Here is a 24,734-nt window from a genome sequence, read left to right on the forward strand (position 1 = left end):
AAATGCAAAAGATTTTAAACCACAAAAATAAGTTTAAAAAATGACTATCAAAGAAATACAAGAAGAAATTATTGACGAGTTTTCTATGTTTGATGATTGGATGGAACGTTATGAATATATCATAGAACTTGGCAAGTCTTTACCAATGATTGATGAACAATACAAATTAGATGAAAATTTAATAAAAGGTTGCCAGTCTAAAGTTTGGTTATTTTCTGAATTAGATAAAGATGTTGTAAAGTTTTCTGCAGACAGTGATGCTATTTTAACAAAAGGTATTGTTGCCTTATTACTGCGTGTTTATTCTAATCAAAAACCAGAAGATATTTTAACAGCAGAAACTCATTTTATAGATGAAATAGGTTTAAAAGAGCATTTGTCTCCAACAAGAGCAAATGGTTTAGTTTCTATGGTAAAACAAATTAAAATGTATGCAATTGCACAACAAGCTAAATTAGCAAACTAAGATTTTAAAAGATGACAGATAAAGAATTAGAAGAAATTGGAGATAAAATCATACGAGTTTTAAAAACCATTTATGATCCAGAAATACCAGTAGATATCTACGAGTTAGGCTTAATTTATGATGTATTTGTTTCTGAAGAAAACGACGCTAAAATTTTAATGACTTTAACCTCACCTAATTGTCCAGTTGCAGAAACTTTACCAGTAGAAGTAGAAGAAAAAGTTAAGACACTAAAAGAAATTAACAATTGTGAGGTAGAAATTACTTTTGATCCTACTTGGACACAAGAAATGATGAGTGAAGAGGCAAAATTAGAGCTAGGAATGCTTTAATAAAACTAGGTAATCTTTCAAAAATAATGGCAGAAGAAATCATAAATAGGGTAGCAAATAGTAAGTTAAAAACGTTTGATTTAGAAGAAATATATCCAAAAGGAGAGCGAGTTTTATTTGATATTAAAGATTGGTTATTTCAAGAATTAATTTTAAAAGAAAGAGATTTTAGAGTATTTGTAAAAAATCATGATTGGTCTCAATATAAAAATGCTTTTGTTGCTATAACTTGCTCTGCAGACGCAATAATACCTTCTTGGGCTTATATGTTAGTAGCATCAGAAGCTACTGTTTTTGCTAATAAAGTAGTTATAGGTAATTTAGAAACTTTAGAAACAGCTATTTACCAAGAGCTGCTTTCTTTTTTAGATTATTCAGAATTTGTTGATTCACCTGTTATCATAAAAGGTTGTGCAGATAAACCTATACCAAACTCCGCTTATGCTTTTTTAATAGAAAAATTACAACCTATAGCTAAAAGTATTATGTTTGGAGAAGCATGTTCTACTGTGCCTTTGTATAAATCTAGAAAATAATTTTTTTATTTTACAATCAATTTTATTTTTGTAGCAAAATCAATCAGTAACAATGAGACTCTTTTTAGTTCTCTATTTTTCTCTATTTTCATTACTGCTACTTTCTCAAGAAAAGAAAGAAAAAAAGCCAACTCCAAGATGGAAAATTCATGGTAGATTTGCTTTTATATTTAATCAATCTTCTTTTACAAATTGGGCTGCAGGTGGAGATAATACTGTAGCTGGGAACATAAATGTTAATTACGATTTTAACTACAAAAAAAATAATATTAACTGGGATACTAGGTTTATTACAAGTTATGGTCTTAGTTACATAAGTGATAAAGGTTATCGAAAAACAGATGATCGTTTTGAGTTAAATACCATCTTAGGGGTTAAAACATCTACTTATTGGTTTTTTTCATTTATTGGAAATTTTAGAAGTCAATTTAATGATGGTTATAATTACAAAAAAGATCCACGAGAACTAGTATCACAATTCTTTTCTCCTGCATATTTAACTTTAGGGCCAGGAATGTTATGGAAAAAATCTGATGATTTAAGTTTAAACATTGCACCAGCAACTGCAAGATGGACTTTAGTTAACGACCAGTTTTCTGGAAAATATGGTGTAGAGCAAGGAAGAAATACAGCATTTGCTTTAGGTTTTAATTTGTCTGGTTATTTCAGATTTGTTTTAATGGAGAATATAGAAATGGAGAATATTCTAAATTTATACTCAGATTATTTAGCACAAGTTGGTAATATAGATATAGATTATCAAGCAAATATTAGATTTAAAGTAAATAGAAATATTAAAATGCATATGACTTTCCATACCATAGTTGATGATAATTCATCTAGTAAAATTCAATTTAGACAACTATTTGGGTTAGGGGTTAATTATAGTTTCCATGAAAAAGTTAGGTATTAGACTTTTGCCATCTAATTTTTAAAAAGTGTATTTTTACATAAAAATTAAAATAAAATCAAAATGAAAAAAATAATCATCTTGTTATTGTTGGTTGGTTTAAGCTTTTCTACAAACGCACAAACTGCTGATGAATTAAAAAAGGAATTAGCTTCTAAAAAAGATTCTATTTCTAAATTACAATCTAAAGCTTCTGCAATTCAAAAGAAAATTGATGCCTTACCTGGTTGGAGAAAAGGAGCTTTTGGTACTGTAGGTATGAGTCTTTCTGGTTTTAACAACTGGTATGCAAGAAATGCTCCTGATGCAGATGCAGGTAACATTGGAATTACTGTAAATGCTTTTGCAAACCTTATTCAAGATAAATTTTTCTGGAGAAATTCTATGAATATTAATTTAGGATGGGTGAAACTAGATGATAAATCTGTTTCTGGAGATGAAGGTTTTGATACAGCTACAGATGTTTTTAACATCAACTCATTATATGGTAGAAGATTAAATAAAAAATGGGCTGTTTCTGGATTATTAGAATATAGAACTACAATAATTGATAATTTTAATGACCCTGGATATTTAGATTTAGGTGCTGGTTTTACTTGGACACCAACTAGCAACTTAGTTGTTGTATTACATCCAGGAAACTACAATTTTGTTTTCAGTAGTGGTAACACCGTTTTTGAATCTTCTTTAGGTGCAAAAATATTAGCAGATTATAATGCTAAGTTTAATAAGTTAAGTTTAAAATCTAATCTATCTATATTTCAAAGTTATGATAGTAGTGATTTATCTAACTGGACATGGACCAATGCTTTAGGTTATACTTTATGGAAAGGTATTGGTTTAGGTTTTGAATTTGGTTTACGTAATAACAAACAAGAAGCATTAAATAATGCCTTAATTTCTGATCCATCTGCAACTTTTGCTAGTTTAGATAACAAATTACAAAGTTATTGGTTATTTGGTTTAAGTTATTCGTTTTAATAAAATCATTACAAAAATAAAACCTCAAGAAATACTTGAGGTTTTATTTTTATGTATTTTTACAATCTAAATTTCTGTGAATGACATTATTAATTATTTACGCTACTATTTCTATTTTCTTTTCTTTTCTATGTTCAATTTTAGAAGCAGTATTATTAAGTATAACACCAACTTTTATTAACATAAAAAAGAGTGAAGGTCATGAATATGCAACAGAACTAGAAATCTTAAAAAAGGATGTAGATAAACCATTAATTGCTATTTTAACTATAAACACTATTGCTCACACAGTAGGTGCAATTTTGGTTGGTGTACAAGCTAAAGTTGCTTATGCAGAAATGTATGGTTCTACAACTAGGTCTTTGTTTGGTATTCAATTTACAGAAGACATTATGGTTGGTGTAGTTTCTACATTAATGACCATTTTAATTTTAGTGGCCTCAGAAATTATACCTAAAACTATTGGAGCAACTTATTGGAGAGGTTTAGCAAACTTTACTTCTAAGGCTTTAAAAGTGATGATTTTTCCATTAAAATACACAGGTATTCTTTGGATTTTACAACTTACAACCAAATTAATAGGAGGTAAAGGTCATGGAAGTATTTTAAGTAGAGAAAGCTTTTTAGTAATGGCAGATATGGCTGAAAAAGAAGGAGTTTTTCAAAAAAATGAAAGTAAGGTTATTAGAAATTTATTAGGTTTTAAAGAAATAAAGGTTAATGATGTTATGACACCTAGATCTGTTTTAGAAACTGCAGACGAAACACAATCCATTGTTTCTTTTTATGAAGCACATAAAGATTTACAGTTTTCTAGAATTCCTATTTATGCAGAAAACCCTGATGAAATAACAGGTTATTTCTTAAAAGCAAATCTTTTAGAAGCTCTTGTACAAGGTAAAGGTAAAGAACCTTTATCTTCTATTAAAAGAGATATTTTGGTTACAGACAGAGAATTATCTATTCCAGATTTATTTGATAAATTGATAAAAGAAAAAGAACATATTGCATTAGTAGTTGATGAATATGGCTCTGTAAGTGGTTTAGTTTCTCAAGAAGATGTTATAGAAACCTTGTTAGGCCTAGAAATTATGGATGAAACAGATAATGTTGCAGACTTGCAGGCTTTAGCCAAAAAATCTTGGAAAAATAGAGTAAAAAATCTTGGGATTATAAAAAACAATAATGACTAATAACTAGTACTTATTAGTTCATTAACTTCTTTTTGACTTAATTTAATTAAAAAATACATTCCATAAATAAAACAAGGTAATGTTAAAACAACTAAGTAAATAAAGTCATTAACATCAGTATAATTAGACCCATTTTTAGTTAAAAGTGATTTTTCAGTCACAAAAATTTCTAAAACAGAAGGAATATTAATAAGAAAGTGAATTAATATACTAGGCCATATCTTTCTGGTTAATAATAACAATGTCCCCATTAAAAAACCAATAAAAAAAGAGTATAAAACCTGAGCCATTTCTCCATAATAACCTTGATTGTATTTTATTAAGTGTGATAATCCAAAAATAATAGAGCTAGCTAAGACACAAAGAATAAGTGATTTTTTATTTTTTGCTATCTTTTTAATTAATACAGATTGCAAAAGACTTCTGAACATTAATTCTTCTAACAATGCAATAGAAAACACCCAAAAGATTAAAACTATCCAATTTAATACAGAGATTTTTGAAAATAAGACATAACTAGGATATAATAATTCTCCGATTACAATTATATAAAGAGGAAAAATAAATAATTCCCAATGCTTAACTTTATTTATGTTGAAACCTCCTAATTTCTTTACATTAAAAAAAGATATTAATTTGATTGTAATTACTCCAAAAATCAAATTAAATACGGTGTATAGTGAATATTTAATACTAGCTTTAATGAAGCCATTATCTGAAAATAAATAAACACCCTTTTTTTTTAATTTAATAAATAAAAAATATAGTAAAATATAACTTAAAGTATAGAGAAGAGGGTGGTTTTTAATATTAGACTTAACTTTTAATAACAAGAGATTATTTTTTCATTAAATAGTATTTTACTCCTCTTTATATTCGTAATACAAAAAGTCGTTATAAGGAAAACGTTGAATATGAATTTTCTTTACTTCTTCATAAACCAATTCTTTAAAATCGTCTAAATTTTCTTTATTTAAAGCAGAAATAAAAATAGATTCAACATCATTTTTATTCATCCAAGTTTTTTTCCAATCTTGTAAAGTATAATGCTCTTTAGTTTTTTCTGTTACTAAATCATCTTCATCAATGGTTTCATGCTCATAAGCATCAATCTTATTAAAAACCATTACTGTAGGTTTATCATCGCTTTTTATATCTGTTAAAATAGCATTTACAGAGGCTATATGATCTTCAAAATTTGGATGCGAAATATCTACAACATGTAATAATAAATCTGCTTCACGTACTTCATCTAAAGTAGATTTAAATGATTCTACTAATTGTGTTGGTAATTTTCTAATAAACCCAACAGTATCTGTCATTAAAAAAGGAATGTTCTTAATCACAACTTTTCTAACAGTTGTATCTAAAGTTGCAAAAAGTTTATTTTCTGCAAAAACCTCACTTTTACTAATAACGTTCATTAAAGTTGATTTACCAACATTAGTATACCCAACTAAAGCAACTCTAACCATTTTACCTCTATTCTTTCTTTGAACAGCCATTTGCTTATCTATGGTCTGTAAACGCTTTTTTAGTAAAGTAATTTTATCACGAATAATACGTCTATCTGTTTCAATTTCTGTTTCTCCAGGTCCACGCATTCCAATTCCCCCTTTTTGTTTATCTAAGTGAGTCCAAAGCCTTGTTAAACGTGGTAATAAATATTCGTGTTGTGCTAATTCTACTTGAGTTTTTGCAGAACTTGTTTGTGCTCTTTGAGCAAAAATATCTAAGATTAAATTGGTTCTATCTAAAATTTTACAATCTAAGATTTTCTCTATGTTTCTTAATTGAGCAGGAGATAATTCATCATCAAAAATAGCAGTACCAATGTCATGAGTTTTAATATAATCTCTAACATCTTCAAGCTTACCTGTTCCCAAAAATGTTTTTGGGTTAGGTCTGTCTAGTTTTTGAACAAAGCGTTTTACAGGCACACCACCTGCAGTATGCGTTAAAAACTCTAACTCATCTAAATATTCTTCAGATTTAGTTTCGTCTTGTAATTGGGTAATAACACCAATTAAAACAGCTTTTTCAGAAATGGCTTCTTTTGCATCTATCATAGACTACAAAAGTACGAACAAAACTTTTGAAATAGTCATAAAAAAATCCCCAACAATGTTGAGGACTCTTTAATTAATTCAAATTTACACTATTTATTGTTGACTTCTTCTTTTTAAGAATTTTTAGCACTGCAAAAATATGACCATAATTGTAGTTTAAAGTTATTTGAAAGTTAAATAAAGGCAATCTTAAAGTTATTCTAATTTTATATTTTTATAGAAATTACCATTTATGTTAAAAAACATACTATATCCTCATAGAAAAAAAAGCATCTCTACGATTGCGTTTTATAATGTTGAAAATTTATTTCATCCAGATGATGATACAAAGACTAAGGATGATGATTTTACACCAGAAGGAAAAAGAAATTGGACTTTAAAAAGGTATAAACGTAAAATAAAAAAGTTAGGTTCTGTAATCTCTAAATTAGGTATGAATAGATCTAAAACTCCTCCAATAATTGTTGGTTTAGTAGAGGTAGAAAGTGCAAGAGTGGTAGACGATTTAACAAACTCTTCTTTACTCAAAAAATATAGTTACGATTTTGTACATCATAATTCACCAGATGAAAGAGGTATAGATGTGGCACTCTTATATAATAGAGTTGCTTTTGATTATGTAGGCTCAACAACATATCCTGTTTTTTTAGAAAATGAAGAAGGAGATAGAGATTATACAAGAGACATTTTAAAAGTAAGTGGATATTTACATGGCGAATTAACTCATATTTTAGTAAATCATTGGCCATCTAGAAGAGCAGGTGCAGAAGAAACCGAACATAAGAGAATTACTGCAGCAAAAACTGTAAGAAGAGTTATTGATGAAATTTATGATGATGAAATGGATCCAAAAATTATTATCATGGGCGATTTTAATGATGACCCAAATAGTAAAAGTATAAATGAATTTTTAGTTGGTGATGATTTGTATAATCCTATGGAAAGTTTGTTTGATAGAGAAAAGTATGGTTCGTTAACCTATAATGGAAAATGGAATTTATTTGACCAAATTATATTTTCTAAAAATTTTTTAGAGAAAAAAGAAGACAACTACTCATTTTACTACGCATCAGTTTTTAATAAAAGATGGATGAAAATTCATAGAGGTAAATTTAAAGGGAATCCTTTTAGAACATATGTAGGAAGATGGTATCAAGGAGGGTTTTCAGATCATTTTCCTGTGTATGCTTTTCTGAAAAAAGAGAGTTAATCTTTCCCAACATTTTTAAAAGCTTCTTTTAGCTTTTCATCATTTATAATATACTTTTTGTATTTACCATCTTTATATCTATAATAAATGAATAAAGGCATAAAAATAAATGAAAGATACAAAACACCTAATCCCATTACTACTTGCGCTTTTTCGTGTTGTGTATTTATTAAATATGCACCAGTTATCATCCAAACAATAAAGATGACAAACATAATTTTTAATGCTAACTTCATATTACAAAATTACAAAAGTTCTATCTTTAAAACATAATTTTCTTTTTATGAAATACATTTCAGTATTTTTGATTTGTTGGTTAATTAGTAATTGTCAACATACAGAAAAATCAACTAAAATGAAGAAAAAAACAGTAATTGCACATAGAGGAGCTTCTGGTTATTTACCTGAACACACGTTAGAAGCTAAAGCAATGGCTCATGCTATGAATGTTGATTTTATAGAGCAAGATTTGGTGTTGAGTAAAGATAATGTACCTATTGTTATACATGATATTTATTTAGATGATGTAACTAATGTTGCAATAGTATACCCAGAAAAGAGTAGGGCAGATGGTCGTTTTTATGTGATAGATTTTACATTTGAAGAATTAAAAAAACTTAAAGTTACTGAGCGTTTTAACCCTCAAACAGGAGAGCAAGTTTATAAAAATAGATATCCAATATGGAAAGGTAACTTTCAATTACATTCTCTCCAAGAAGAAATTGAGTTAATTCAATGTTTAAACAAAAGCACCCAAAAAAATATTGGAATTTATCCTGAGATTAAAAACCCTGCATTTCATCAAAAAGAAGGAAAGCAAATTTCTGAAATTGTATTAAAAATACTAGCAGATTATGGTTATAAAACCCAAAAAGACAATTGCATTTTACAATGTTTTGATGCTAAAGAATTAGAACGAATTCGTACAACATTAAAATCTGAATTGTTTTTAGTGCAATTAATGGAGTATCCAGAAGAAACGAATCAATTAACCCATTTTGCGACTTATGCAAATGGTATTGGGCCTTGGTATAAACAAATTTTAGATAAAAAAACAGGTGGTAATTTTACGTTTACTTCTTTAGTGAATGATGCTCATAAATTGGGTTTAGTTGTACACCCTTACACATTTAGAGCAGATGCTTTAGATGAATTTTCTTCTTTTGATGAAATGCTTCAAACTATTTTAATAGACGCAAAAGCAGATGGCGGTTTTACAGATTTCCCAGATAAAATGGTTGACTTTTTAAAATAAAAAAATGAAAAAAATTGCTTACGAAATAGAACAGAATAACAATGAACTTTATTTAACTAAAGAAAAAATCTATTTATAAAAATACTATTAAAATTGCTGAATTTGATGAATCTACAGCAGAGAATAATTTAATAAAAGTACTAGTTTCTGAGAAAGAAGAATTAGAGAGAGTATTTTTACTGTATGCTTGTTTGTTAATAGGTGTAAATGATTTTACCTCAAAAACAGTTTTAAGAAGCCAAAAACAATTAGAGAAAAATGAAGAACCGTGGTTCTAATTTTTTTAAGAAGTAACTTCTATTAATTTTTTTCTATAAGCAGTTAGCAGCTTAGATTTTGATATAAAACCAACATATTTACCATCTTTAACTACAGGTAAATTCCAAGCATCACTATCTTTAAATTTTTGCATTACTTTTTGCACAGAATCTTCATAAAAAATAATTTCTGGTGCAGATTTCATAAGGGTTTCTACAGCTACAGAATTGTACATATCAGCATCAAACATAATAGATCTTATATCATCTAATAAAACGATTCCTAAAAATCGTTCTGATTCTTTATGTATTACAGGAAATATATTTCTAGTAGATTTTGCTACAGCAAATTTTAGCATTTCTCCCAATAACATCTCTGGATAAACAGGTTTAAAATTGGTTTCAATAAGCGTGTTAATACGCATCATCATTAACACATTTTTGTCTTTGTTGTGTGTTATTAGCTCTCCTTTTTTGGCAAGTTCAACAGTATAAATTGAGTTAGAAATAAAGTATTTTGTAAATGCAAAACTAATAGCAGCTACTAACATTAAAGGTACAAATAACTCATAACCTCCAGTAATTTCAGCAATTAAGAATATGGCTGTTAATGGAGCATGCAGCACTCCAGCCATTAATCCTGTCATACCAATTAAAGTAAAATTACTTTCTGAAACACTGCCCCCTAAGGTGTTAATGATTTTAGCAAATAAATTTCCTAAAGCAGAACCCATAAAAAGTGTAGGAATAAAAATACCTCCAACTCCACCAGCTGCGAATGTGGTTGTCATTGCTATGGCTTTAAAAACAGCAATTAAGAAAAGAAACCCAATAACAACCCAAATATTAGTTAAGTCTACTTTATAAGGTATATCTGCTAAAGCAGCAGTTGAATTTCCATTTAAAAGATTGTTTATAAAACCATAACCTTCACCATATAAAGGCGGAATTAAATACAGTAATAAACCTATTGCAAAACCTCCAATAATTAATCTATGCATAGGTTTTTTAAAAAATTTAAAAAACTTGGTAATTTTAAAGTAAATTTTTGAAAAATACACAGAAGCTACTCCTGTACCAAATCCTAAAATAATGTAATAAAAAATGTCTTTGGTTTGGAAAGCATCAATCAATTTAAAACCAAATAAAGCATCTTTTTCAAAGAAAAAATAAGAAGTAATTACAGCAGAAACAGAAGCTAATAATAAAGGAACTAAAGAGGCAAAAGCTAAGTCTAAACTAAAAATTTCTACTGCAAAAATAATGGCTGCTACTGGTGCTTTAAACATAGAAGACATAGCTCCTGCTGTGGCACAACCAATAAGCAACATTCTTGTTTTAGCGTTCATATGAAACAATTGTGATACATAAGAACCTAAAGCTGCACCTGTACTAACTGCAGGTCCTTGTAAACCTGCTGAACCACCAAAACCAACAGTTATTGGAGCTGTAATTAGAGAAGCATACATTTTGTATTTCTCTATAATTCCATTTCTTTTAGAAACTGCATGTAGTGTAGTAGAAATACCATGACCAATTTCTTTTTTTATGATTTTCTTTTTGATGTAATACACCAAGATTAAACCAATGATAGGAAAGATAAAATATAAAGAATAATGAATATCTTTAATAAACCTGCCTTCTAAAACTTCTTCGAAAAAGAAAGTTAAGTTCTTTAAAATGGCAGTTCCTAAGCCTGCTAATAAACCAACTAAAACACTTAATACATAAATAAACTGGCGTTCAGAAATATATTTATATCTCCAAATTAAAATTTGCTTTAAATATTTATTTTTTGTGGGCATTTACTTTTTAGTTGATAAAAAATCAGTACCTAAATAACCATCATCTTTATTGTAATACCAAGCTCTGTTTTTGGGCATTTTTATACCATTAATAATTTCTAAGCCTGACAATAAAATGTATTCTCCACTTTCTTTAGTGTCTTTAAAAAACTGATAAACCTCCATAGCATAAGTTGTAGGATCAAAATAAAAATACCAAGTATCTTTTCCTATTTCTTTAGGATAGGTAACTTTTAAAACTAAATACTCTTTTTCTTTAAACTTTTTTCTTTCTACTTTTTTGTGGATGATAGTACCTTCGTCTTTTAATTTCATAGGCAAACCATACAAATAGGTGTAATAGTTTTTATATAAATTCGCTTTTTTACAGTCTTCTTCTATTTTCTTTTTCCATTCTTCTTCAGTCAATTCCTTCTTAAATTGTAATCCTATTGTAGAAGTAGAACATTTGCTTTTATTTAATTCATAAATAGTCGAAATAGAATCTCTTTTAGCTCTTAATCTAAAATATTCGTTTGGTAAGTTGATGGTGATTTTGCTTTCTCTATCACTTTTATTTGGAGTTTCCATAGTAACATAAAAAGTTCCAGAAAATGTTGACCAATTGTTATTTGGGTCATGAAATTTTATAGCTCTATTTAATAATTCTTCACCAGTAATTTCTTGAGAAAAATTAGTTTGGCTACAAAGTATAAAGAGAAGTATGATTAGTTTTTTCATAACTTAAATGTAATAAAAAATCCCGCTTTTTGCGGGATTTTTTAGTTATTCTTGAATCTCAACTCTGAGATTTAATTCTTTTAATTGTTCATCATCTATAAACGCAGGAGCATCAATCATGACATCTCTTCCAGAATTGTTTTTTGGGAAAGCAATAAAATCTCTGATGGTTTCTTGTCCTCCTAAAATGGCAACCAATCTGTCTAAACCAAAAGCTAATCCTCCATGAGGTGGAGCACCATATTCAAAAGCATCCATTAAAAACCCAAATTGAGCCTTAGCTTCTTCTTCTGAAAAACCTAAATGTTTTAACATGGTTGCTTGCGTAGCTTTGTCATGTATTCTTATAGAACCTCCACCAATTTCATTACCATTTAATACTAAATCGTAAGCATTAGCTTTTACTTCACCTGGTTTTGTGTCTAATAATGCTATTTGACCTGGTTTTGGTGATGTAAATGGATGATGCATAGCATGATAATGACCAGTTTCTTCATCTAATTCTAATAATGGGAAATCTACAACCCAAACAGGAGCAAATTCATTGGGTTTACGTAAACCTAATTCTTCTGCCAAATGCATACGTAGTGCAGATAATTGAGCTCTTACTTTATTAGTTTCACCAGATAAAATACAAATTAAATCACCAGCTTTTGCATCAGTTAGGTCAGCCCATTTTGCCAAATCTTCTTGGTCGTAAAATTTATCTACAGAACTTTTAAAAGTACCATCTTCATTAACTCTACAATATACCATACCTAAAGCACCAACTTGTGGTCTTTTAACCCATTTAATTAAGTTGTCTATTTGCTTTCTTGTGTACGAATTTCCTCCAGGAACTGCAATACCCACTACTAATTCTGAGTTATTAAAAACACCAAAATCTTTATGTTGAGTAACTTCATTTAACTCACCAAATTGCATTCCAAATCTAATATCTGGTTTGTCATTTCCATACAAACGCATAGCATCATCATATTGCATTCTTGGAAATTTATCTACTTCTACTCCGTTAATTTCTTTTAATAAATGACGTGTTAAGCCTTCAAAAATATTTAGGATATCTTCTTGCTCTACAAAGGCCATTTCACAGTCTATCTGTGTAAATTCTGGTTGTCTGTCTGCACGTAAATCTTCGTCTCTAAAACATTTTACAATCTGAAAATATTTATCCATTCCACCAACCATTAAGAGTTGTTTAAAGGTTTGAGGAGATTGAGGTAATGCATAAAACTGACCTTCATTCATTCTACTTGGTACCACAAAATCACGAGCACCTTCTGGAGTAGATTTAATTAAATAAGGAGTTTCAACTTCTATAAATTCTTGGTCAGATAAGTATTTACGAACTTCCATAGTTACTTTATGACGAAAGATTAAGCTGTCTTTTACAGGATTTCTTCTTATGTCTAAGTATCTGTATTTCATCCTAATATCTTCTCCACCATCAGTTTTATCTTCGATTGTAAAAGGTGGCAACTTAGCTGCATTTAAAATTTCTAGTTCAGAAACTAAAACTTCTATTGCACCTGTTGGCATTTTATCGTTTTTAGACTCACGCTCAATAACAGTACCTTTTACCTGAATTACAAACTCTCTTCCTAAAGACTTTGCTTTTTCCATCATTGCTGCAGGAGTGCGTTCTTCATCAAAAATCAATTGCGTAATTCCATATCTATCACGTAAATCTACCCAAATCATGAAACCTTTATCACGACTTTTTTGCACCCAACCTGCTAACGTTACTTCTGTATTGATGTGTGATGCTCTTAACTCACCACAAGAATGACTTCTGTACATATAAATTTTAAATTTATTATGCTGAACATGTTTCAGCATCTACTTTTAAAGTGCTGCAAAATTAATCAAATTAAAAGAATTATGAATAGTTTTATAAATTGAATTATAACTAGAATTTCTTTGTAAATTTGAGGTATGAGCGTAGTTAATATTCAAGAAAAGTTTAATTTGTTCGAAGATCAATGGTCACCTAAAAAAATTGGTGAATTAAATGGTCAACAAATTTTATTGGCAAAAATAAAAGGAGAATTTGTTTTTCATAAACATGACAATGAAGACGAATTATTTTTAGTGAAAAAAGGAGTCTTAGAAATGCATTTGCGTGATGAAATAATCACTATAAATGAAGGAGAATTTTATATTGTACCTAAAGGTGTAGAGCATAAACCAGTTGCTAAAGAAGAGGTACATATATTATTATTTGAGCCATTATCTACTAAACACACAGGAGATATTGTTGCTGATATTACTGTTGAAAATTATGAATCCATATAGCAATTAGCCCCTGGTTTTTAGCTATTAGTTAAAATATAAATTTAGTTCAGGCTAAAAGCAAATAGCCAAGAGCAAAAAGCTAAAAAAATGAAACTATACTTAGTACCCACTCCAATAGGTAATTTAGAAGATATGACTTTTAGAGCTATTAAAGTTTTAAAAGAAGTTGATTTTATTTTAGCTGAAGACACAAGAACCAGTGGAAAACTTTTAAAACATTTTGATATAGCTACGCACATGCATAGTCATCATATGCATAATGAGCATAAATCTATAGAGCGTATTTTACAGCGTATAAAAAACGGAGAAAGCTGTGCAGTTATTTCAGATGCAGGTACTCCTGCTATTTCAGATCCTGGTTTTTTATTAACGAGAGCTTGTGTAGAAAACGACATAGAAGTAGAATGCTTACCAGGTGCAACTGCTTTTGTACCTGCTTTAGTAAATTCAGGTTTACCCAATGATAAGTTTGTTTTTGAAGGCTTTTTACCTGTAAAAAAAGGAAGACAAACGCGTTTAAAAATACTTGCTGAGGAAACTAGAACTATGATTTTTTATGAATCTCCACATAAACTTTTAAAAACACTATCTAATTTTGTTGAATATTTTGGCGCAGATAGAAGAGTATCTGTTTCAAGAGAACTTACAAAACTATTTGAAGAAACCATTAGAGGAACAGCAACAGAAGTTTTAGCATTTTACACTAAAAAACCAGCAAAAGGTGAAATTGTAATTGTTGTTGAAGGGAAAAAATAAAACATTAAAAAAAACCTGAATTTTATTTATGACTGATTTAAAATACATACTATTTTTTTGTACAATTCTATTTTTATCATCTTGTGAAAAAGCTGTAAAAAAAGAAAAAATTGAAGATTTAAAAATTACGAACTCTGAACTGCAATCAGATGAAATTTATTTTAGTAATAAAAAAAGTAAAATAAAAAATCAATTTTTTTATGGAGAAAAATTAGAAATCAATTTTAAAAATCTACGAGGTTTTAAAGAAGTTGATGGTCTTGTTTATCCTGGATTACAATTACTTGTCTTAGGTAAGAATAAAGATACTTTACTTTTTAATAAAGACCTTTATGAAGATGAAATTGATGGTTTTGACCCAAAAGAATTAGATTTAATACCACAAATAACTTTAGCAAAACCTATTAATTCTAATGCAAAATATAAGGTTATTACTCATTTTTGGGATAAAAAAGGCACAGGTACATTAACTGCTGAAACTAAAATTAAATTAGTCCCAAATAAAGAAATTAAGATAAAAAATGAATCTTTTACTTTTAAAGAAATTTATCTTTATTCCGAAAACAGAAATGAAGTTATTTTAGATAAAAAAGTAGTGACTGATGAAAATATATACTTTATAATTGAAGGATTAGAGGGGTTTAACATTAAAGATAATAAAGTTTCAATTGGAGCTAGTGTAATTGTTACAGATTCTAATGGAGGGTTAATTTTTGAAAATAAAGATATATTTGAAAATAAAGATTACAGTGTATCTGAAATTAATGAAAGATTTTCTTCTTATATTATTTTTAATGAAAAAGGATCAGGTGTTGTTAAAGTGAGGTATAAGTTTAAGATATGGGATAAATTTAATGAACAGAATACACTACTATTATCAACAAATTTATTGTTAGTTGATGAAATTTAGATACTTAATTAAAATATTTGGCAATAAAAAAACCTCATGCTTACATGAGGTTTTTTTTATTAATCTAATCCACCTTTTCTTTGTGGAGATCTAGGTTTTGGCCAAGTTCTTTGTTTTCCTGTTCTTGGATTTATAGGTAAAACAATTTTTTCTCTAGAAGTTTTTTCTGGATCTTCACTAGCCATGTAAGCTAAAATTGCTGTAAGAATAACGTTATTTCTTACATCATCAAACACAATTTTATCATAAGTATCTCTGTTGGTATGCCAAGTATAGTTCCAGTAAGACCAACTTAAAGAACTTAAACTAAAACCTGGAGCACCAGCAGCTACAAAAGCTGCATAATCAGATCCTCCTCCTCCTGGAGTTCCAGGAAAAGTCGTTTCTATATGTTTGGTAATATCTCTTGGTACTGCACTTAACCAACGACCTAAATAATCATATGAATGTAAAAATCCTTGACCAGATAATCTTACTACTCTACCTGTTCCATTATCTTGATTAAATAAAGCTTGTACGTTTTTTACAATTTCTGGATGATCTTCTACAAAAGCTCTAGAACCATTTAAACCTTGTTCTTCACTTCCCCAATGACCAACTAAAATGGTTCTTTTTGGGTTTGGATACATTTTCTTTAAAATACGCATTGCTTCCATCATTACTAAAGTACCTGTTCCATTATCTGTAGCTCCTGTTCCTCCATCCCAAGAATCGAAATGTGCAGATAAAATTACGTACTCATCTGGTTTTTCAGTTCCTTTAATTTCTGCAATCGTGTTAAATGTAGGTACTTTACCTAGTTCTTTAGATTTAGCCACTATTTTAATTTGAGGCTTATCTCCATACTCAACCATTCTATATAACATTCCATAATCTTCTAACTCTAAATCTACTGTTGGAATTGTTTTAGTTCTTGCACTAAAAATTTTATTGACTCCAAAACCATTAGACCATCTAGATGCTACAATACCAACTGCACCTGCTTTTTCTAATTCTGTTGTTAAGCTTCTACCATAACCTATATTGCTTAAATTTTTCCTCCAAGCTTTGGTTTGCTCATCTCTTTCTTTTTTCATTTTTTCGAAAGATTCTTCTGTTGCAAACTCTTCCCAGTTGTAGTTAGGTCTTCCTGTAGGTTGATTCATAGAAATCATGACTAATTTTCCTTTTACATTTGGCAACCATTTCTTAAACTCATCTTGATTATTTACCATAGGTAAAGTAATCAACTCTGCAGTTACTCCTTGATCTGAAGTACTTGGATTCCAAGCCAATTGTGTACCTCTTAAAGATTGCACTCTTGGGTAAACCATGTCTATATGAGTAATTCCACGTTCCCAACCACGCCATTCACCCCATTTTTCATTTCTGGCAGAAATGTCCCAAGCTTTATATTTAGCAACTGCCCAATCATTGGCTTTTTTCATTTGTGGTGTACCTACTAATCTAGGCCCAATAACATCCATTAGTTCGTGACCTAAATTTTTTAATTGTGAGTTTTCGTTAGCTTCTTTAATAATACTCTCTACAATTGCATCTTTTTTTTGAGCTTGCAATGCTATAGCTGAAAGAAATAGTATTACTGTGATTTTAAAAATTTTATTCATTTTATTAAATTTAGTTGATTAATATTTTGATCCATTGTGTTTACCTACTTCAAAACCATGCTTTCCTAAATATTGATTTCCACTATCTATTGCATCTTCTTCTAGAGTAGTTCCCATAGAATCATTCCATCTATTTAGATAACCAAATAAAGAAATAACACCTAACATTTCTACAATTTCACCTTCATCCCAGTATTTATAAAGTTCATTTTTTATGTCTGCATTTACCGCATTTGGCACCATTGATGCGGCTAAAGAAAAGTCTAGAGCTGCGCGTTCTGCATCAGAAAATGCAGGATGTGTTTTATATTCCCAAATATTGTCTAGTTGTTCTTGCTCTGCTCCATAACGTTCTGCTGCTCTAATAGCATGTGCTTGGCAATACCTACAGCCAGTTGCATTACTAGATACCCAAGCAATCATTCTTTTTAAAGCAGAAGTAACTCTACCTTCATTAGCCATTACAGCTTTGTTAAGATTTATAAAGGCTTTAGAAATGGCTGGTCTTCTTTGCATGGTTAGTACAGAATTAGGACAAAACCCTAAAGTTTCATTAAAAAATTCTGCTAATTTTTTTGTTTCTAAATCGTGTTCTGCTCCTAAAGGTGTTACTAATGGCATGTGTTAAAGTATTATCTTATTAAACTTATGTTTCCAAATTTTTCAAAAGAATATCCATTGATATCAGTTAAAACAACTCTAAACCAGTAGGTGTTAGAAGGCATTTTTTTGCCTCCAAAATTACCATCCCAACCTTGACTGTTTTGTTCTATGGTATATAATAGATTTCCAAATCTGTTGTAAATATAAATATTTGATTTTGTGTAAAAACTTCTATCAAATCCATTTATTTGCCAAAGATCATTTTCTCCATCTCCATTTGGCGTAAAGAATTTTGGATAGGCTAAAATAGAAAACTGATATTCTTGAATTCCACAACCTCCTTTGTCTCTTATGTATAAAGTATGTATTCCAGGAGATAGATTATCAAAAAAACGATTATCCGTATATACTCCATTTATATCATCCAAAGAAAACTCATAATCACCACTACCAATATTTAAATTTGCAATTTGAATGGAGTTGTTAATGGAATCATCTGTAATAATTACATCTTCTTTAGTGAGGTTTGATTTTTCTGAATCTTTTACAATTATGGTTTGTTCAGGAGAAGTACAACCAGCAGAAGAAACTGCAATTACTGTATAAGTGCCAGATTCTGTAACATTTATTGTTGAGTTGTTATTTGGTAATAATCCACCCTCTTTTTTCCATATGTATGTATAATTATCTTGTGCATTTATGGTTTCTAAATCTACGTTACCAATATCTATACATAAGGCATAACTTGACTTTGCTAAATCAAAGCTAGGAATAGTATTATCTATTGTTGCAATTACCTCTGTTCTTGTTGAAGAACTGCAATTAAAAACATTAGCTTCTACAAAATAACTAGTAGTTGAAGTTAAATTTGGAGTTTGAAAACTTTCACCTATAAAAAGAGGAGTAGTGCTTGTTGCAGTCTCATACCAATAGACATCACCAGAAGAAGATTCTGCACTTAAAAGAGCAGAACCAGAACATATAATATCTTCAGTTGTATTAATTATTGTTGGTCTTTCATTAACCGTAATTGTAACTGGAGTTCTTGGCAAAGAATTACATCCATTGATATTTATAGATGCATAATAAATAGTGGTTTGTGTAACATTTACATTTAAATTACTTCCTCTTGCAATTTCTGTTTGGGTGCCAATTATTGGAGAATCATACCAAAATATTTCACCTTCACTTGCAGTAGCAGAAATGGTTGCATTACCAGATTCACAAACTTCTGCATTCACTGTATTAATTATTTGAGGTATATATATACTAGTACTAGCAGAAATATTTAAAGGCGGATCTTCAGGTGCTCCATATTCTACAATATATCCTCTTGGAATATATAAACCAGTTCCTCCTATGTTTGGTAAATCATTCCATGCACCAGGAATTCCAATAGAAGGGTCTGTTATATGTGCATAATCTTCTCCATTAAAATCATTGGGTTCATTATTATTCCAAAAAGCAAAATTAGGAGTAGTTCCGCTTACAGCACCTCTCCAAAAAACAGTACCAGCTTCAGGGCCAGTAACCCATTTCCACTCTCCTTCTGTCTCTTCATCAGAACCACCAATCCAACCTGCACCTGATGCTTGTTTACCAGCAAAATCTGCTTCTTCTGCACTTGTTAATGTTGCTAAATAACCTCTTCTGCCAAAATAAGTTCTATTTTCTGCTGCAATTTTGGCTTGTTGCCAAGTAATTCTCTCATCAGAAACAAATTCATAAAAGTGATCTGTAGATGGTAAATAATTTGCATCATCAATAGTAAATGAAAAAGTTTTTTCTTCTGTGACATTTAATGATGGATTTGTAAGAATAACATCTTTAACAGCATTCTCTAAATCAGTAAATAATATTTCTGTATTGTTAGCAGAAGACAATGTAAGTTTCCCTTCGTTTTGATTCCAGCTAGTAGCAATACTTGGGTAATTTCTAGAAAGTTCTAGTCTGTCTAATCCTATTTGATACCCTGAAGATATTTGTATAAAAAATTCAGAAATGCCTGTATCATCTGGATCTGTTATGGTAAAATCTGTTACAATATTAATCGAATTTCCAGGACAAAAAACTTGTCTTCCTGAAGCTGTAATTGAAGGTGCTTCATCTGTTTGAGAATAACAAATAAAGCCGCTTAAAAAGAGAAATATATAGGTGATAATATTTTTAAAATTTACAGATTTATTCATTTTAATGAAGAACTTCTATACGTTTTGTTATTTTTGTTATAAAGCACAAGTTAATACTTGAAATTTTAATAAATAAAAAATTATGGTTAAAAATTTAGTTACTACAAAATGGACTCAGAAATCTCAATTCGAAACAGATAATCCTAGTGGTTATAAATTTACAATGTTCGATAAATCTCAAGATAATGGAGATGTTGTTGGTTTTGCGCCTAAAGCTTTAATGCTATCTTCTTTAGCTGGCTGTTCTGGTTTAGATGTGGTTTCTTTATTAGAAAAAATGAGAGCTGAAGTAGCAGAGTTTTATATAGAAGTTTCAGGAGAATTAACAGACGAACATCCTAAATATTACCACAAAGTAAAAGTAGATTATCATTTTTCTGACGTTAATTTACAAGAAGATAAAATTCAAAAAGCAGTAAACTTATCTATTACTAAATACTGTGGAGTAATGGAAATGTTTAGAAGATTTGCTACAGTAAAAACAGAAATTCATTTACATAAAAAAGAAGTATAAAAATCCTATCTATTGCTATGAGATGGACTTTAAAAAAAGAACCAGAAAAAGAAAAAATAGACAAATTAGCTAGAGAATTACAAGTAGATTCAAGCATTGCAAAAATACTTTGTCAACGACAAATCGAAACTTTTGAGGAAGCTAAAAAATTTTTTCGCCCTAATTTAAAAGATATTCATAATCCTTTTTTATTAAAAGATATGGATTTGGCTGTTGCAAGAATAGAAACTGCCATTTCAAAAAATGAAAATATTTTAATTTATGGCGATTATGATGTTGATGGTACTACAGCTGTTTCTTTAGTTTCTTCTTATTTAAAGACCATTACACCAAATATAGCTACTTATATTCCTGATAGATATGCAGAAGGTTATGGTATTTCTTATAAAGGAATAGACTTTGCAGAAGACAATGATTTTTCTTTGATTGTTGCCTTAGATTGTGGTATAAAAGCCGTAGAAAAAGTGGCTTATGCAAAAGATAAAAACATCGATTTTATTATTTGTGATCATCACAAACCAGGAGATAAAATTCCAGATGCTGTTGCTGTTTTAAATGCAAAAAGAACAGATTGTAACTATCCTTTTGATGAGCTTTGTGGTTGTGGAGTAGGCTTTAAATTAATACAAGCTTTAGGCACAAATCGCAATCAAACGATTACAGATTTTTTACCTTATTTAGATTTGGTAGCAACAGCAATTGCTGCAGATATTGTGCCTATGGTTGGCGAAAACAGAGTGTTGGCTTATTATGGTTTGCAAGTAATTAATGAACAACCAAGAAATGGAATTAAAGCAATCATTCATCAAATTAATAAAAAAGAATTGACCATTACTGATGTTGTTTTTATAATTGCACCAAGAATTAATGCTGCTGGACGAATGAAACATGGTAATTATGCAGTAGAATTATTAACAGAAATGGATTTTGATGCAGCTGTAAAATTTGCTGCTGATATAGAAATATTTAATGCAGATCGTAAAGATTTAGACAAACAAATTACAAACCAGGCTTTAATTCAAATTATTGATAAAGATGAAGAAAATAAAAACACGACTGTAGTTTATCAAGAAGATTGGCATAAAGGTGTTATTGGAATTGTTGCTTCTAGATTAATAGAAACGTATTATAGACCTACATTGGTTTTTACCAAAAGTGGAGATAAGTTAGCTGCTTCTGCACGTTCTGTAAAAGGGTTTGATGTGTATAATGCATTGTTGCAATGTGAAGAATTTATAGAGCAATTTGGAGGGCACAAATATGCAGCTGGTTTAACCTTATTACCTGAAAATTATATACATTTTAAAAATAAATTTGAAGAAGTAGTTTCTAAAACTATTGATAAAAAATTATTGACTCCAGAAATTACCATTGATGCAGAAATAGAACTATCTGAGATTACACCAAAATTCTTTAGAATATTACAACAAATGGCTCCTTTTGGCCCCCAAAACATGAAACCTGTTTTTAAAAGTAGTTGTGTTAGAGATAATGGTTATGGAAAAAAAGTAGGAGCAGACGAAACTCACTTAAAATTGAATGTTTTTCAAGGAGATAATAAACAAACATTTAATGCAATAGGCTTTAATCTAGGAGATAAAATGGATTATGTTCAAGATGAATTTGATATTGTATACACCTTAGATGAAAACGAATGGCAGGGTTTTAAATCGATTCAGTTGGTGTTAAAAGATTTGAAGTAAAATTCTTATTTCCATTTCATTTTTATTTTTAAATTGTTGAAAATCAATTATATATATGATTTTTTAAATTAAATTATAAATAGAGTCAATTAATTGACTCTATTTTTTATATTTGCTTATTTAAATAATAGTAATATGAGTTTATTGAGAGCTTTCTCTAAAGAGCAAATTATAAATAAAATTAATTTTGAAAACCCTTGGTGGAGAAATCATAAAATAGATGACTATTATTCATCAATGAAAAAAAGACTTTATTTTGATTTATTTTCTCCTTTGGTTTATGAAAAAAAAATAAAAAGAGCTGTTGTATTAATGGGGCCAAGAAGGGTTGGAAAAACAGTAATGCTTTTTCACCTAGTTCAAGACTTAATTGATAACAAAATACCTTCAAAAAATATTTGCTATTTATCTATTGAAAACCCTATTTATAATAGTCTTTCTTTAGAAGAAATGTTACTTCATTTTTTAGAGCACAATAATCTAAATTTTTCAAATGAATTATATGTTATTTTTGATGAAATACAATATTTGAAAAACTGGGAAGTCCATTTAAAAACTTTAGTAGACTCATATCACAAAATTAAATTTATTGTATCTGGTTCAGCTGCAGCAGCACTTAAATTAAAGAGTATAGAGTCTGGAGCTGGAAGATTTACCGATTTTATGCTACCTCCACTTACTTTTTATGAATATATAGATTTAAAAAATTTATCTCACTTAATTTCACTAAAAATTAAAGAATGGAAGGGAGTTTCTGGTAATTACTATGTAACTGATAATATAGATGTATTTAATAATCATTTTATTGATTATATCAATTTTGGAGGATATCCAGAGGTTTCTTTATCTAAAGAAATTCAGTCAGATCCAGGAAGATATATTAGAAATGATATAGTAGATAAAGTTTTGTTGAGAGATTTACCAAGTTTATATGGAATTAAGGATGTTCAAGAACTAAATTCTTTATTCACAACAATTGCTTATAATACTGGAAATGAATTTACTTATGAGGAATTATCTAAGAATTCAGGTATCGTAAAAAATACTTTAAAAAAATATATTGAATATCTTGAGGCTGCTTTTTTAATAAGAGTAATTAATAAGATTGATCAAAATGCAAAAAAATTTAAAAGAGCTACATCATTTAAAATTTATTTAACAAATCCTTCTTTAAGAAGTGCGTTATTTTCACCATTAAGAAAAGACGATGATTTCATGGGTAATTTGGTAGAAACTGCGATTTTTTCACAATGGGGTCATAATACAGATTTTACCCCTTATTATGCAAGATGGAAAAATGGTGAGGTAGATATTGTAAGTTTGTCAAAAGAAAAACAGAAACCTCTTTGGGCTGTTGAAATAAAATGGAGTAATAGATTTGTTAAAAGTGTACAAAAGTTATCAAATCTAAAATCATTTTGTGAAAAGAACAATCTGGATAGAACATTGGTTACTACAAAAGATATAGAAAAAATTAAAGAATTAGATAACTTAACTTATGACTTTACTCCTAGTAGTATTTATTGTTATACAGTAGGAAGAAATGCAATAGAAAGAAGATTAAATAAAACTATGGGTATTTCTCACTAGAAATATAATCATTTAAACATGCTGATCAATCAAAATCGTGTTTCCATCAGGGTCAAAAAAGACAATACTTGCAGGACCAGAACTTTTCTCATCTGCTTCTTGTTCTAATTTTATATGATTGGCTTTTAAATGTTTTTGAATATTTCTAACATCATCAAAGTCTTCTAAAGTATTTGCATTTTCATCCCAACCAGGATTAAAGGTTAAAATATTGTTTTCAAACATACCTTGAAACAAACCTACTAAAGCATTACCATTTTTCATGATGAGGTAATTGCGCTCAATATCTCCTGCAAAAACAGAAAAGCCTAAAGTTTCATAAAATGCTTTTGATTTGTGAATGTCTTTTACTGCCAAACTAATTGAAAATGCACCTAATTTCATAATTGTAGTTTTATGGGTTGATATCTATAAAGATAAGTAATTATTAAAAGATTCTATTTCTTTTTATAATTCCTTACTTGACTTAGTAATAAAAATAGGTAGCTAATAATCCAAATATAAAAACCAAAATTTGGTTTTACATTTGTATAAGCACCTCCTTCATCTAATGGTATTGTTTCAATCCCAAAAGTAAACAATGAGCAAGTTATTGTTAAAAAGGATAGTAAAAATTTAAAATTACCAATTTTTGATTCAAAAGTAAAATTAAACAAGAACAGAGCATTAGAAAACCATGGTAAAACTATGTATATATTAGGCTCTATAAACCCCAGAAAACCTGATATTAAAGCAAATATTCCATAAACTTCTGCTCCAAGAAATACTGGTAGAAACAACGAAATTAAATAGAATATGAATGATAGATTTTTAAAATTTATTTTTCTCATAAA

General features: G+C 29.1%; 25 protein-coding genes. 14 read left to right on the top strand and 11 right to left on the bottom strand.

The window, feature by feature from the left end; translation table 11 throughout:
- Positions 1-40 precede the first annotated feature (40 nt).
- From ACFOWD_RS03960 to ACFOWD_RS03985, 6 genes are all read left to right on the top strand, one after another.
- Positions 41-466: a SufE family protein gene (locus ACFOWD_RS03960; protein ID WP_298990836.1), complete on the top strand. Its 426-nt coding sequence runs from the start codon at positions 41-43 to the stop codon at positions 464-466.
- A gap of 11 nt (positions 467-477) precedes the next feature.
- Complete coding sequence (locus ACFOWD_RS03965) at positions 478-798, top strand: DUF59 domain-containing protein (protein WP_298990838.1); 321 nt, start codon at positions 478-480, stop codon at positions 796-798.
- A gap of 26 nt (positions 799-824) precedes the next feature.
- A complete protein-coding gene (locus ACFOWD_RS03970; protein ID WP_377408308.1) occupies positions 825-1,334 on the top strand; it encodes a DUF2480 family protein in 510 nt (169 codons plus the stop codon).
- Positions 1,335-1,386: 52 nt separating this feature from the next.
- Positions 1,387-2,247 (top strand): DUF3078 domain-containing protein, encoded by an 861-nt coding sequence (locus tag ACFOWD_RS03975; protein WP_377408309.1) that lies wholly within the window; start codon positions 1,387-1,389, stop codon positions 2,245-2,247.
- Between the two features lie 60 nt (positions 2,248-2,307).
- A complete protein-coding gene (locus tag ACFOWD_RS03980) occupies positions 2,308-3,225 on the top strand; it encodes a DUF3078 domain-containing protein (RefSeq protein WP_377408310.1) in 918 nt (305 codons plus the stop codon).
- A gap of 80 nt (positions 3,226-3,305) precedes the next feature.
- Positions 3,306-4,418 (top strand): CNNM domain-containing protein, encoded by a 1,113-nt coding sequence (locus ACFOWD_RS03985; RefSeq protein WP_377408312.1) that lies wholly within the window; start codon positions 3,306-3,308, stop codon positions 4,416-4,418.
- Here ACFOWD_RS03985 and ACFOWD_RS03990 read toward each other — a convergent pair.
- Together ACFOWD_RS03990 and hflX are read right to left on the bottom strand one after the other, a co-directional pair.
- On the bottom strand, positions 4,415-5,080 hold the full coding sequence (locus ACFOWD_RS03990) for a CPBP family intramembrane glutamic endopeptidase (RefSeq protein WP_377408314.1): 666 nt from the start codon (positions 5,078-5,080) through the stop codon (positions 4,415-4,417). The genes ACFOWD_RS03985 and ACFOWD_RS03990 overlap by 4 nt on opposite strands.
- 198 nt (positions 5,081-5,278) lie before the next feature.
- Positions 5,279-6,487 carry a GTPase HflX gene (gene hflX, locus ACFOWD_RS03995; protein ID WP_298990851.1) on the bottom strand — a complete coding sequence of 403 codons (1,209 nt, stop codon included), beginning with the start codon at positions 6,485-6,487 and terminating at the stop codon, positions 5,279-5,281.
- 232 nt (positions 6,488-6,719) lie between these two features.
- Here hflX and ACFOWD_RS04000 point away from each other — a divergent pair, with 232 nt between their 5' ends.
- Complete coding sequence (locus ACFOWD_RS04000; RefSeq protein ID WP_377408316.1) at positions 6,720-7,697, top strand: endonuclease/exonuclease/phosphatase family protein; 978 nt, start codon at positions 6,720-6,722, stop codon at positions 7,695-7,697.
- Here ACFOWD_RS04000 and ACFOWD_RS04005 read toward each other — a convergent pair.
- Positions 7,694-7,933, bottom strand: a complete 240-nt coding sequence (locus ACFOWD_RS04005) for a hypothetical protein (protein ID WP_377408318.1) — start codon at positions 7,931-7,933, stop codon at positions 7,694-7,696. The two genes, ACFOWD_RS04000 and ACFOWD_RS04005, sit on opposite strands and share 4 nt — an antisense overlap.
- Before the next feature lie 47 nt (positions 7,934-7,980).
- Between ACFOWD_RS04005 and glpQ the strand changes: the two genes are divergently transcribed.
- Complete coding sequence (gene glpQ / locus ACFOWD_RS04010) at positions 7,981-8,952, top strand: glycerophosphodiester phosphodiesterase (protein WP_377408320.1); 972 nt, start codon at positions 7,981-7,983, stop codon at positions 8,950-8,952.
- Positions 8,953-9,235: 283 nt separating this feature from the next.
- On the opposite strand, the gene ACFOWD_RS04015 is transcribed toward glpQ, so the two are convergent.
- The 3 genes from ACFOWD_RS04015 to aspS are packed head-to-tail and all read right to left on the bottom strand — an operon-like array spanning position 9,236 to position 13,534.
- Positions 9,236-11,014, bottom strand: coding sequence for a chloride channel protein (locus ACFOWD_RS04015; RefSeq protein ID WP_298990861.1), 1,779 nt, complete (start codon positions 11,012-11,014; stop codon positions 9,236-9,238).
- A complete protein-coding gene (locus tag ACFOWD_RS04020) occupies positions 11,015-11,734 on the bottom strand; it encodes a DUF6503 family protein (protein ID WP_377408321.1) in 720 nt (239 codons plus the stop codon).
- A 45-nt stretch (positions 11,735-11,779) separates the two neighbouring features.
- Positions 11,780-13,534, bottom strand: a complete 1,755-nt coding sequence (gene aspS, locus ACFOWD_RS04025; RefSeq protein ID WP_377409608.1) for an aspartate--tRNA ligase — start codon at positions 13,532-13,534, stop codon at positions 11,780-11,782.
- 135 nt (positions 13,535-13,669) lie between these two features.
- Here aspS and ACFOWD_RS04030 point away from each other — a divergent pair, with 135 nt between their 5' ends.
- The 3 genes from ACFOWD_RS04030 (at position 13,670) to ACFOWD_RS04040 (ending at position 15,695) form a co-directional block, all read left to right on the top strand.
- A complete protein-coding gene (locus ACFOWD_RS04030) occupies positions 13,670-14,029 on the top strand; it encodes a cupin domain-containing protein (RefSeq protein ID WP_377408323.1) in 360 nt (119 codons plus the stop codon).
- Between the two features lie 87 nt (positions 14,030-14,116).
- On the top strand, positions 14,117-14,785 hold the full coding sequence (rsmI, locus tag ACFOWD_RS04035; protein WP_377408325.1) for a 16S rRNA (cytidine(1402)-2'-O)-methyltransferase: 669 nt from the start codon (positions 14,117-14,119) through the stop codon (positions 14,783-14,785).
- Positions 14,786-14,813: 28 nt separating this feature from the next.
- A complete protein-coding gene (locus ACFOWD_RS04040; RefSeq protein WP_377408327.1) occupies positions 14,814-15,695 on the top strand; it encodes a hypothetical protein in 882 nt (293 codons plus the stop codon).
- Positions 15,696-15,754: 59 nt separating this feature from the next.
- Here ACFOWD_RS04040 and ACFOWD_RS04045 read toward each other — a convergent pair whose 3' ends face one another.
- From ACFOWD_RS04045 to ACFOWD_RS04055, 3 genes are read right to left on the bottom strand one after another with little or no spacing between them, the layout of a single operon-like run.
- Positions 15,755-17,302, bottom strand: coding sequence for a M20/M25/M40 family metallo-hydrolase (locus ACFOWD_RS04045; protein WP_377408329.1), 1,548 nt, complete (start codon positions 17,300-17,302; stop codon positions 15,755-15,757).
- An 18-nt stretch (positions 17,303-17,320) separates the two neighbouring features.
- Positions 17,321-17,923 carry a carboxymuconolactone decarboxylase family protein gene (locus ACFOWD_RS04050; RefSeq protein ID WP_377408331.1) on the bottom strand — a complete coding sequence of 201 codons (603 nt, stop codon included), beginning with the start codon at positions 17,921-17,923 and terminating at the stop codon, positions 17,321-17,323.
- 11 nt (positions 17,924-17,934) lie between these two features.
- A complete protein-coding gene (locus ACFOWD_RS04055; RefSeq protein ID WP_377408333.1) occupies positions 17,935-20,094 on the bottom strand; it encodes an Ig-like domain-containing protein in 2,160 nt (719 codons plus the stop codon).
- An 82-nt stretch (positions 20,095-20,176) separates the two neighbouring features.
- Between ACFOWD_RS04055 and ACFOWD_RS04060 the strand changes: the two genes are divergently transcribed.
- The 3 genes from ACFOWD_RS04060 to ACFOWD_RS04070 all read left to right on the top strand — a co-directional run bounded on the left by ACFOWD_RS04060 (position 20,177) and on the right by ACFOWD_RS04070 (position 23,901).
- Positions 20,177-20,608 carry an OsmC family protein gene (locus ACFOWD_RS04060; protein ID WP_377408335.1) on the top strand — a complete coding sequence of 144 codons (432 nt, stop codon included), beginning with the start codon at positions 20,177-20,179 and terminating at the stop codon, positions 20,606-20,608.
- 17 nt (positions 20,609-20,625) lie between these two features.
- Positions 20,626-22,311, top strand: coding sequence for a single-stranded-DNA-specific exonuclease RecJ (gene recJ, locus ACFOWD_RS04065; protein WP_377408337.1), 1,686 nt, complete (start codon positions 20,626-20,628; stop codon positions 22,309-22,311).
- 135 nt (positions 22,312-22,446) lie between these two features.
- Positions 22,447-23,901 (top strand): ATP-binding protein, encoded by a 1,455-nt coding sequence (locus ACFOWD_RS04070; RefSeq protein ID WP_377408339.1) that lies wholly within the window; start codon positions 22,447-22,449, stop codon positions 23,899-23,901.
- A gap of 12 nt (positions 23,902-23,913) precedes the next feature.
- Here ACFOWD_RS04070 and ACFOWD_RS04075 read toward each other — a convergent pair whose 3' ends face one another.
- Both ACFOWD_RS04075 and ACFOWD_RS04080 read right to left on the bottom strand, forming a co-directional pair.
- Positions 23,914-24,285: a VOC family protein gene (locus ACFOWD_RS04075; RefSeq protein WP_377408341.1), complete on the bottom strand. Its 372-nt coding sequence runs from the start codon at positions 24,283-24,285 to the stop codon at positions 23,914-23,916.
- Positions 24,286-24,338: 53 nt separating this feature from the next.
- Positions 24,339-24,731, bottom strand: coding sequence for a hypothetical protein (locus tag ACFOWD_RS04080; protein WP_377408343.1), 393 nt, complete (start codon positions 24,729-24,731; stop codon positions 24,339-24,341).
- Between the last annotated feature and the right edge of the window lie 3 nt (positions 24,732-24,734).

This window comes from Polaribacter marinivivus (genome assembly GCF_042651285.1).
Classification (GTDB): Bacteria; Bacteroidota; Bacteroidia; order Flavobacteriales; family Flavobacteriaceae; genus Polaribacter; species Polaribacter marinivivus.